Consider the following 10218-nt stretch of genomic DNA (forward strand, 5'->3'; position numbering starts at 1 on the left):
GGTCTGGCAGTCGTCGTCAGGCACACCGCCCCGTCGCCACCGTCCACGGCGCCCCGCTCCTCCACTCTCCCGCAAGCGGAGGCAAGTGTCGCGATCAAGACCTTGCCCGGTCCGCGGAGTTACAGCGACGCCGATCACCCCTGGTGCTCCGCCGGCATGAGCCCCGTCTGCACCAGCGGATTCCCGCGTCGGCGCGTGACGAAGATGCCGCGCCCGGCCGGCATCGGTCGCGGCCGTACGTTCCCGAAGATGTCGCCCTCGCTCGGGTCGCCGGAGAGGACGACGCCCTGCGCGCCCAGCTCCACCATCCGCTGCATGAATGGCTCGTACGCGGCCCTGCTCGCGCCGGCCGTGTTGTGCGCGATGATGAACCGGACGCCCACGTCCCGTGCGAAAGGCAGCAGCTCCGTCAGCTTGGACAGCGGGTTGCCGCTGCTCGTGGACACCAGGTCGTAGTCGTCCACGACCACGTACACCGTCGGGCCCTGCCACCAGCTCCGGTCCCGAAGTTGCTGCGCCGTGACGTCGGCCGCCGGTGTACGGCGCTGCATCAGGTCGGCCAGGGCGTCCATGTGGTGGTCCATGTTGTTGGACATGGGGACGTACTCCGCCAGGTGTGTGGGCGGGGTGGCGTCCAGCAGCGTGCGCCGGTTGTCGATCACGAAGAGCTTGCAGGCGTCGCCGTCGTACCGCTCGCTCAGCTGCTTGATGAGCAGGCGCAGCAGGTTGGACTTGCCCGATTCGCTCTCGCCGAACACCAGGAAGAAAGGGTCGCGTTCGAAGTTGGCGAAGACCGGTTCGAGGTTGTTCTCGTCGATACCGAAGGCCACTCCACGTTCCGGGTCCGCCGAGCCCGCCGGAAGGCTGCCCACCGGCAATGCGCGTGGCAGCAGCCGCACCGCTGGAGCTCCCGGCGCGGGCCAGTGACGGTTGATCTCCTGGGTCATGGAGGCCGTGGCTTCCGACAGGTCGCTGTCGGAGTCGACGCCATCGATCCTTGGCACGGCCGCCATGAAGTGCAGCTTCTCCGGGGTCAGCCCGCGTCCCGGTACGCCCGCCGGGACATTGGCGGCAGCCTTGCGGTCCAGCTCCGAGTCCATGGTGTCGCCGAGCCGCAGCTCCAGCCGGTTCATCAGGTGGTCCTTGAGGCTCGCGCGGACCTCCATGGAGCGCGAGGCGGTGAGCACGACATGGATGCCGTAGCCGAGCCCGCGCGCGGCGATGTCCTGGACGACCTGTTCCAAGCCCTCGTAATCCGCCCGGAAATTGCCCCAGCCGTCGATGACCAGGAACACATCCCCCCAGGGTTGCTCGGTCATCGAGATTCTGCCGCCCATGCGCAGTCGGCGGAAGGTGGCGATGGAGTCGATGCCCGCGCTGCGGAAGTACTCCTCGCGGCGCGACAGGATGCCGTACACCTCGGCGACCGTACGCCGCACCTGCTCCGCGTCGAGGCGGGAGGCGATCCCGCCGACATGCGGGAGTCCCGCTACCGAGGCCAGGCCGCCTCCGCCGAAGTCGAGTCCGTAGAACTGCACTTCCTGTGGTGTGTGCGTCAGCGCGAAGGACGCGATGAGTGTCCGCAGCAGGGTGGACTTCCCCGACTGCGGGCCACCGACGATCTGCATATGACCCGCTGCCCCGGAGAAGTCGCGGTAGAGAGTGTCACGGCGCTGTTCGTACGGCTTGTCGACCACACCCAGTGGTACGACGAGACGACCCGAGCCGTCGTACCCGGGCTGAGTCAGCCCGCGGCCCCGTACGCTCGTGAGGCCGGTCAGCAACCCGTCGAGCGTCGGCGGGTCCTCCAGTGGAGGCAGCCACACCTGGTGCGCTTCCGGGCCCTGGCCTTCGAGCCGCCGCACGATGACGTCGAGCACCGTATCGGCCAGTGCGTCGTCCTGGGGCGTACGGGCATCGGGTACGGGAAGCCGGCTGTCCGGCTGGACATAGCGCACCGGCACCGGAGCCGCCGTGAACCGCACGGGTCTGCGGTCAACCGGAAGCGGCCCGTCGGCTCCGGCGGTCCGCTGCGGGCTCGTGCGGTACGCCCCTGAGACGTACGCCGCCTTGAAGCGCACCATTTCGCCCGTGCCGTATTTCAGATACCCGGAGCCGGGGACATTGGGCAGCTGATAGGCGTCGGGTACGCCGAGCGCCGCACGCGATTCGGCCTCGGAGAACGTCCGCAGGCCGATCCGGTACGACAGGTACGTCTCCAGACCGCGCAGTCGGCCCTCCTCCAGCCGCTGTGAGGCGAGCAGCAGATGGACGCCCAGCGAACGACCGATGCGACCGATCTGTACGAACATCTCGATGAAGTCGGGCATGGCGGTGAGGAGTTCGCTGAACTCGTCGATGACCAGGACGAGTGACGGGATGGGCTGGAGTGGAGCACCCGCCGCACGCGCCTTCTCGTAGTCATGGATGTTGGCGTAGTTGCCCGCGTCGCGCAGCATCTCCTGGCGGCGGTTGAGCTCACCGCGGATGGAGTCGCCCATGCGGTCCACCAGTGTCAGGTCGTTCGCGAGGTTGGTGATGACCGCAGCGACATGCGGCATGTCCGACATCCCGGCGAAGGTGGCGCCGCCCTTGAAGTCCGCGAGGACAAAGTTGAGTGTCTCCGACGAGTGCGTGACAGCGAGTCCCAGTACGAGCGTGCGCAGGAGTTCGGACTTGCCGGAACCGGTCGCGCCCACGCACAGGCCGTGCGGTCCCATGCCTTCCTGCGCCGCCTCCTTCAGGTCCAGCATCACCGGAGCGCCGTTCTCTCCGATCCCGATCGGTACGCGCAGCCGGTCCGCCTGTGAGCGGGGCCGCCAGGTGCGGCTGACGTCGACGGAGGACGCGTCTCCCAGGTTCAGCAGGTCGGTGAAGTCGAGATTGGCAAGCAACGGCTCGTCGTCGTCCCCGCCCGAGGCCACGCGCAGCGGAGCGAGCTGGCGGGCAAGCGCCTCGGCTGCTTCGGGACTCAGCCGGTCGGGCACCCCGTCGTACACCAGGCCGTGCCCTGACTCCAGCCGCAGGGAGTCGGGAGCCACGACCACGGACAACCCGCCGCGCTCCCCGGCGACCTCGCCGGTTACGACCTCGATGACGGTCACGCCCTGCAGCCCCTCGGCCGCGGCGAGCGCCGACTCCGGAGAGACCGATTCTCCGTCGAGTACGACGACGATGTGCGGCTGTTCGAGCAGCGGATGTCCGCCGGGCTGGAAGCGAGGACGGCCCTCAAGGTGCTCTGCGAGCATCTCCTCCAGCTCCCGTACGCCGTTGGTGATGAGGCGTCGGGTGCCCGCGCCGTCGTTGCTGCCCGGGGCCTGAACGTGCGGAAGCCACTTCGCCCACTCCCACTGCGATGCGGCGTCGCGACTGGTTGCGACGGCGATCACCAGGTCCTCTGGAGAGTGCAACGACGCGAGCGAACCGACCATCGCTCGGGCCGTGGAGCGCACGGACCGCTCCTCGCCGCTGACCGTCAGGTGGTAGAAGGCGCGCAGCGAGACGGCCATGGGCAGGCCGTCCAGAGTGCCGTGCGTTGCCAGGAACTGCTGCAGCGCCCCCGCGGTGAGGGGCTCCAGTTCGTCCACGGGCGCCGTCTCGGGTGCGATGAGCGGCGTGGCGAGCTGCTGGCTGCCCAGGCCGATGCGCACCTGCCCGAAGTCGGCGTCACCGCTGCGTCGCTCCCACACCCGGCTGCCCTCGGCGACCAGCGCCCACAACTGCTCGGCGTCCGGGTGCAGATAGAACTGCGCGTCCCGCTGGAGACGCGCCGTTCTCAGCACCGCCCGCCTGGTCTGCGTCAGGTATTTGAGGTAGTCGCGCCGCATATCGGCAAGCTGCCCCTGGGTGCCTCGCCGGTAGCGCACCAGCATCGCGATCGCCATGGCGACCGTCGACGCGATCATCACCATGCCCATGATCCGCATGATCGGATTCGGGGTCATGAAGAAGAAGACGACGGAACCCCCCATGCCGAGCATGGGCAGGAGTTGCATGAGCGCGCCCTCCTGCTGGCCGCGCGGCAGCTCGGGCGGCGGCTGCAACTGCACCTGCTCACCAGGCACTTCGAGGGGCAAGGCCCGTGGCAGGCGTTTGACGACGATCTGGCTCACAGCTCACCAATTCCCTTGCCGGACGAAGAAGTTCCTGTCGACGCCCCCGTGGCGAGAAGTCCCGTCCGCAGAAGGGAGCCTACTGGCGTGGGGGCCACCGGCCGGCGGTAGGGTTGCGCGGCGCGTGTACGTGCCCGCGAACTTGCTGGAAAGCAAAAGGGGTCATACGGGGTGCAGGCGAGTCCACGACCAACGACCGCCCAGCGCACCACAATCAGCAGCAGGGGGAGCAGCAGGTGACTACGACGGCCCGAGCAGTGGCCCACGGAACCGGGCATTCTATTTACGGGGCTCCGTCGAACAACGGAACCGGTTTCTGCCGGGTCACGGTCGTCGCGCCTGACAGCCGCGTCGATGTCGCGCTGCCCGACGACGTCCCCGTCGCCGACCTCCATCCTGAGATTCTGCGGCTGTCTGGACAGCGCCGCGCGGAGAGTGCGCCGGTCGGCTATCACTTGGTACGTCGCGACGGCACCGTACTCGACAGCGCACGCTCTCTGGCCGGCCAGCGCATTCTCGACGGAGAGCTCTTGTCTCTGCGCCCCTTCGCGGAGTCATTGCCCCCGGCGGTATTCGACGATGTCTCCGATGTCGTGGCCTCCGCAGTCGCCCGCCACCGCACGCTATGGAACGACGGGCTGATGCGCGGCGCCGGGCTCTTCGGAGGCTCGGTTCTGCTGGTGCTGCTCGCATTCGTGCTGTGGACCGCCGACCCCCGGCACGACATGCACGGTCTGCCCGGCGTCCTGGCCGCAGTCAGCGGCGTACTACTGCTTGCCCTCGCCGGCGTACGTGCACGGATGTATGAGGATCGCGGCTCGTCTGTGGCTCTGGGGATCGGTTCGCTCGCGAACGCCGCGGTCGCCGGTGCGGGGCTGCTGCCGCTGGGGGAGGGGCAGGGTGTCGGCAAACTTCAGTTCCTGCTCGCCTGCGCTGCCGTGCTGGTGGCCTCCGTGATCCTCATGGTCGTGGCCCCAGGCGGAGACGGTCCGTTCGTCGCGTGCGTCTTCGCCGCCGCTGTCGGTCTCTCGGTGACCTTCACCGCGATCACCACCGGGATGGACGCGGTCGAGACCGCTGCGGTGTGCGCGCCGCTCTCCGTAGGAGTCCTTGCCTTCCTGCCCGGCCTCTCCACCCGCTTCGCCCGCCTTCCCATCGGCTTCGAGCCTCCGCCCACCGCCGCCGGCGGCGGCTACGGAGCCCACCCCGCACCCCAGGGGCACGGCCCGGTCGACGCCGAGCGGATCGCCGATCAGGCACGGCGCGGCCACGAGCTGCTCGTCGGTCTGGTCGGCGGCTGTGCGCTGGTGGTCGCGGGCGCTGCGGCCGTGCTCGGATTCTCCGGCGACATATGGGGGCAGCTGCTCGCACTCGCCACCGGCGTCGCCATGCTGATGCGCGCCAACCTCTTCCGTTACACGGCACAGGTCGGCTGCGCGCTCGCTGCAGGCCTCGGAGCCTTGGTCCTCCTCGGCCTCGGGCTGTGCCTGAATCCGCCGAAGGGGCTGATGGCCAACGCGTTGAAAGGCGACGGGACAGCGCTCGACATCCGTACGATCTGGCTCGCGGCCGCGGTCGCCGGAATCGCCGCACTGATCATCACCATCGGACTGATCGTGCCGAGCAAGGGCGTCACCCCCTTCTGGGGGCGCATGCTGGAGATCGCGGAGACAAGTGTGCTGCTGACCCTCGTGCCGCTGTGCCTCGCGGTCTTCGGCGCCTACCACTCAATCCGTGCGCTGACCTCCTGAGCCGGGCTGGTAAGCAGTGTTACCCGCGACTGCGCCCAGGGGGAGACCGCCGAAATCCTCTGCCTTGTCCGGACCCGACAAGGCGACCAGAGGTGCGGTCCGCACGTCACCGTGTGGCAGACGTAGGCAGCATGCTCCTGTCGGGGAGCGCAAGGGGAGCGCGGACGCCTTCGGACGGCGCAACATGGGGTGTCAGCAGCGGGACCGCGACGCGTGCTCTGATCTGGGAAAATGAGATCTGGCACGATCACGCGGGACAGCCCGGCACGATCCCTGGTGGTCTCGTAATGCGTAGGTCTCGGGTTCGAATCCCGAAGGCGGCTCCATGGTGAACCCCAGGTCAGGCCTCTGACCTGGGGTTTCTTGTTTTGGTTGACCTTGGAATTCGGGCCAATCGGGCACGTGCAGTCTGTGCATCGCAATGCGTAGGTGTGGAGTTGACGGCCAGTGGCGGTTGCGGATTGCGGGGCTGTGACCTAGGCATTTGTTCATGGCTGTCGATCTCCCCGGCCCCGTCCGGTTCGAGCTGGTGGCCATTTGGTGGCCAGGCGTGCAGGGGGCGTGCAGATGGTTCCTCGGTCAGCCTCGCGGATTTCGCATGGGAGTTGTGCCATCCGTACAATCGCGCGGTCGGCCGGGCTTTCCTGAGGCGCAGGCGACGACGCCCTTGGCCGCCTGCGCGGTCGTGTACGCGTGATCGGCCGCGTCGGCGACCGCCTTGGCGGCCTCGGCCTTGGCTGCGTCGGCCCTGGACCTCGCGACCTACGACAACAGCCGTGACGGCCGATCCAGCCGGGGCCGGTCTGTGCGGCGTTGGCGCACGGTGCGGGATGACGTGGGCTCGGCGGATACTGGTCAGGGTGCCGTGCTGTTGTGGCCGCTCGACAACGCGCCGTCCGTAGGCGTCGCGCGGCGAGACCGTGACTCCCTTGGCCGGTTGAGCACAAGCCTCGCTCATAGTGGTGGAATCCGTAGTGGTGGAAGACGGATGAACCGCCTGCGGGTGTAGATCACGACATGCCACAGTCGCGGTATGCGCAGCGCGGACGGAGTGATGGACGGGGGCGTCCCGGCACAGTCGGGGGCGGGCGCGGAGGGGTCCGTCGCCGGGGTGGTGTGGCGGCGGTGGGGTGTCGCCCTGGGCGGGGTGCTCCCGGCGCGGTTCGTCGAGCCCGGCTGGGCCTACGAGGAACGGGTGGGGCGTCGTTGTCCCGTCTGTGAGGGGGAGTTGCATGCGCTCCGCAGGCCGTACGAGTCGCAGGGGCGGGTGTACCGGTACGCCGCTCTCGTCTGCCCTGCCTGCCCCACCGCGTTCAGCCTCGCGGACCTGGGAGTGAAGACGTACGACCAGCTCACGGCGGCACCTTCGGGGTCCGCGCCTGTGACGTTGGGGCCCTGCCCGAGTGGTCTCGGGGTCGCCGTGACCGCGATCCGTGTTCCCGGGCAGTTCCCTGGGGCAGTGCGCGGGGGACACCGTCCGGCGTGGCCGGAGGACCTGGCCGTGCCGGAGCAGGCCGAGAAGCGGGCCCTGTTGTGGTGCAAGGTGACCGATCCGGACTGGTGCCCCACCGAGGAGGCGGTCGCGGCGGCCGAGGACGTGCGGGTGATCCTGCCGGAGGGCCCGGGCTACGACGTGCTGCGGAGCCTGCTCGCCGGGCGCGGCGTCCCGTACCTGGTCAGCCGCTACTGGGAGGAGGCCGAACAGGTCGGCACGGTCAATGAGTTGGGCGGCCGTACGGATCTGGTCGTGGTCGGTCCGCGTGGCGCTGTCCCGGCCGCGGGTCCCTGGGCGGTGGCGGCCCGGGACGCCTTCGCAGCGCAGTGGGACGCGTTGGAGGAGTTGCCGGAGGACGACGGGGCAACCTACGTACCGGTGGAGAAGCTGGTGCCCGCCGAGTGGGCCGCGCTGCTGCCGCATCCGGCGTTCAACCCGGCCCAGGCGGCTGCCGTTCCCGTCGTACGGGAGGGCACCGGGCACCTGGTCGTGGTGGCGCCCACCGGCGCGGGCAAGACCCCGATCGGCATGGTGGCGGCGCTGGACGCGCATGCCCGGGGCAAGAAGGCCGCCTGGCTGGTGCCGCAGCGCTCGCTCACCGACGAACTCGACCGGGAGCTTCAGCTGTGGCGGCGTCGGGGCCTGCGCGTGGTGCGGCTGACCGGTGAGGCCGCCGTGGACACCGAGCTGATCCGGGCGGCCGATGTGTGGGTGGCGACCACGGAAAAGTTCGAGGCGATCTGCCGCGCGGGATCGCTGCGCGACGCGCTCGCCGAGGTCGGCTGCCTGGTCGTCGACGAGATCCACCTGCTCGGTGATCCGGCGCGTGGGGCCGTCCTGGAAGCGCTGCTCGCGCGGGTACGGGAGGACGGTACGGGCGCGCGGATCGTCGGGCTGTCGGCGACGGTCGCCAACGCGGACGAGGTCGCCGAGTGGCTGGGTGCCCGCCTGGTCCGCACCGCCTGGCGGCCGACCCGGCTGACCTGGCAGCTGCCCGTCCTGCCGTCGGTGGACGAGGCGGACTGGGCGGCGCGGGCCGCCGTCCGCACCGAGGTCGCCGTACGGATCGCCCGCGGGGTCGGTGCGGACGGCGGCAGTGTGCTGGTCTTCTGCGGCAGCAAGCGCCGGGTGCGGGCCACCGCGCTGGCGCTCGCCGCCGACCGGGGTGTGCCGACCGGCGGTGTGGACGCGGACGACGCCGAAGTCGTCCAGCGGCTGTGCACCAAGGCCGGGGTGCGGCTGCACTACCGGGACTGGCCCTACAAGCGGGAGGCCGAGCAGGCCTTCCGTACTCGTGAGGCGGACATCCTGGTCGCCACCTCCACCGTCGCCGCGGGCGTCAACCTCCCCGCCCGGGCCGTGATCGTCGCCGACACCACCATCGGCCTGGACCGCGTCGAGGTGTCCATGGTCCAGCAGATGTTCGGGCGGGCGGGCCGGATCGGTGCCGGGGAGCGGGAGGGCTGGGCGTTCCTGCTCGCCGACCCGGCGAAACGAATGCACTGGCAGGCCCGGTTGGCCGCCGGATACACGGTGCGGTCCCGGCTGGGCGACCACCTGCCCGACCACCTCCTGGCCGAGGCCGTCCAGGAACGGGTGTGCGGCGTCGAGGAGGCGCAGCGGTGGTGGGCGGGGACGCTGGCCGCGCACCAGGGAAACGCCGGCGTCGAACCCCTGCGCGAGGCGGAGAGGTTCCTCACTACGGCGGGCTGTCTGCGCACCGTCGCCGACGAGGACCATTGGGAGACGAGCCCGCTGGGCAGGCTGACCAGCCGCTTCATGGTGGACGCCGCCCTCGCCGACGAACTGGCCACCGCGGTGCGGGAGGCCCCCGTGCCCGAGGGCGCCTTCACCGCCGAGCGGTTGCTGGCGGCCCTTCTCAGCACCCGCCTCCCGGTGCTGGAACAGGCACCGTTCACCGACCGGGCCCGTACTGCGCTGCGCCGCGTACTGCGCGAGGCGGAGCAGCAGCACGAGGAGCCGGAGGAGAGAGGCGAGCCGGCGGAGGACGAGCCGAAGGCTGTGGCCGGCGACCTCGCCCGCGCGGTCCTCCACCTCGTCGCCGACCGACCGCGCCTCTTCCGTGGTCGGCCCGGCTACGTCCTCGGCATCCCCGTCGACTCGATGACCGGCATCCTGGACGAGGCCCAGCGCTACCTGGCCTGGCTCGGCGCGCAGGGCCCCCTCGGCACTGTGCACCCCTGGGCGGCCGTCGTCGCCGGTGACCTGGCCCAGCGCATCCGGTGGCGGACACTGGGGCCCGGCCGAGGGGCGGGACGGCTGCTGTGGATGTGCGAGCGGATGGCCACCGCCCCGCTCGCAGCCGATCTCGTGCCCCGGATGTGGCGCGCGGCCCGCGCCCGCGGCGTCGAAGCCCCCGACTGGAACGGTACGACACCGCCGAACGACTGCGCCCTGCCCCCGGACCGTTACCGCGAACTGCTCGCGGAGCGCGCCACCGGCGTCCGCCTGGACCTTCGGGAGGACCGTGTCCGGGTGACGGCTCCGCCCGGTTCCGTGATCCGGCTGTGGAACGGTACGACCACCACCCTGCACAGCGGCGACGGTGAGGAGAACACTCTGCTTCTGCCGCCCGACGACCCGTCCGATCTGTCGGCGGGGCGCACCGGAGCGGCCGTCTTCACACGCGGGGACCGGCTGGGGACGGGATGGCTCGGGGCGTACGCGGCGATCCGCCTCTGAGCCGGCCGCAGGGCGGGTCTCCACGGCGGCCACCGCCCGGTAGCGGCGTGAAGCGGGCGCAAGGTAGCACAGGTGGCACGGGCCGGGGAGCGGCTTACACGCACCGGTCGGGGTACGGCACACTGGTGCGGATCCGATGGTCTCCAGTCGGACGAGT

The 10218-nt window shown here is 70.3% G+C and carries 3 protein-coding genes; 2 read left to right on the top strand and 1 reads right to left on the bottom strand.

The window, feature by feature from the left end:
- Nucleotides 1–134 precede the first annotated feature (134 nt).
- Complete coding sequence (eccCa, locus tag J7E91_RS15850; RefSeq protein WP_214904229.1) at nucleotides 135–4112, bottom strand: type VII secretion protein EccCa; 3978 nt, start codon at nucleotides 4110–4112, stop codon at nucleotides 135–137.
- A 236-nt stretch (nucleotides 4113–4348) separates the two neighbouring features.
- Here eccCa and eccD point away from each other — a divergent pair, with 236 nt between their 5' ends.
- Nucleotides 4349–5863, top strand: coding sequence for a type VII secretion integral membrane protein EccD (eccD, locus tag J7E91_RS15855; protein WP_214904231.1), 1515 nt, complete (start codon nucleotides 4349–4351; stop codon nucleotides 5861–5863).
- Between the two features lie 1033 nt (nucleotides 5864–6896).
- Nucleotides 6897–10061 carry a DEAD/DEAH box helicase gene (locus tag J7E91_RS15860; protein WP_251015733.1) on the top strand — a complete coding sequence of 1055 codons (3165 nt, stop codon included), beginning with the start codon at nucleotides 6897–6899 and terminating at the stop codon, nucleotides 10059–10061.
- Nucleotides 10062–10218 lie beyond the last annotated feature (157 nt).

This window comes from Streptomyces sp. ISL-99, from assembly GCF_018614005.1.
Classification (GTDB): domain Bacteria; phylum Actinomycetota; class Actinomycetes; order Streptomycetales; family Streptomycetaceae; genus Streptomyces; species Streptomyces flavidovirens.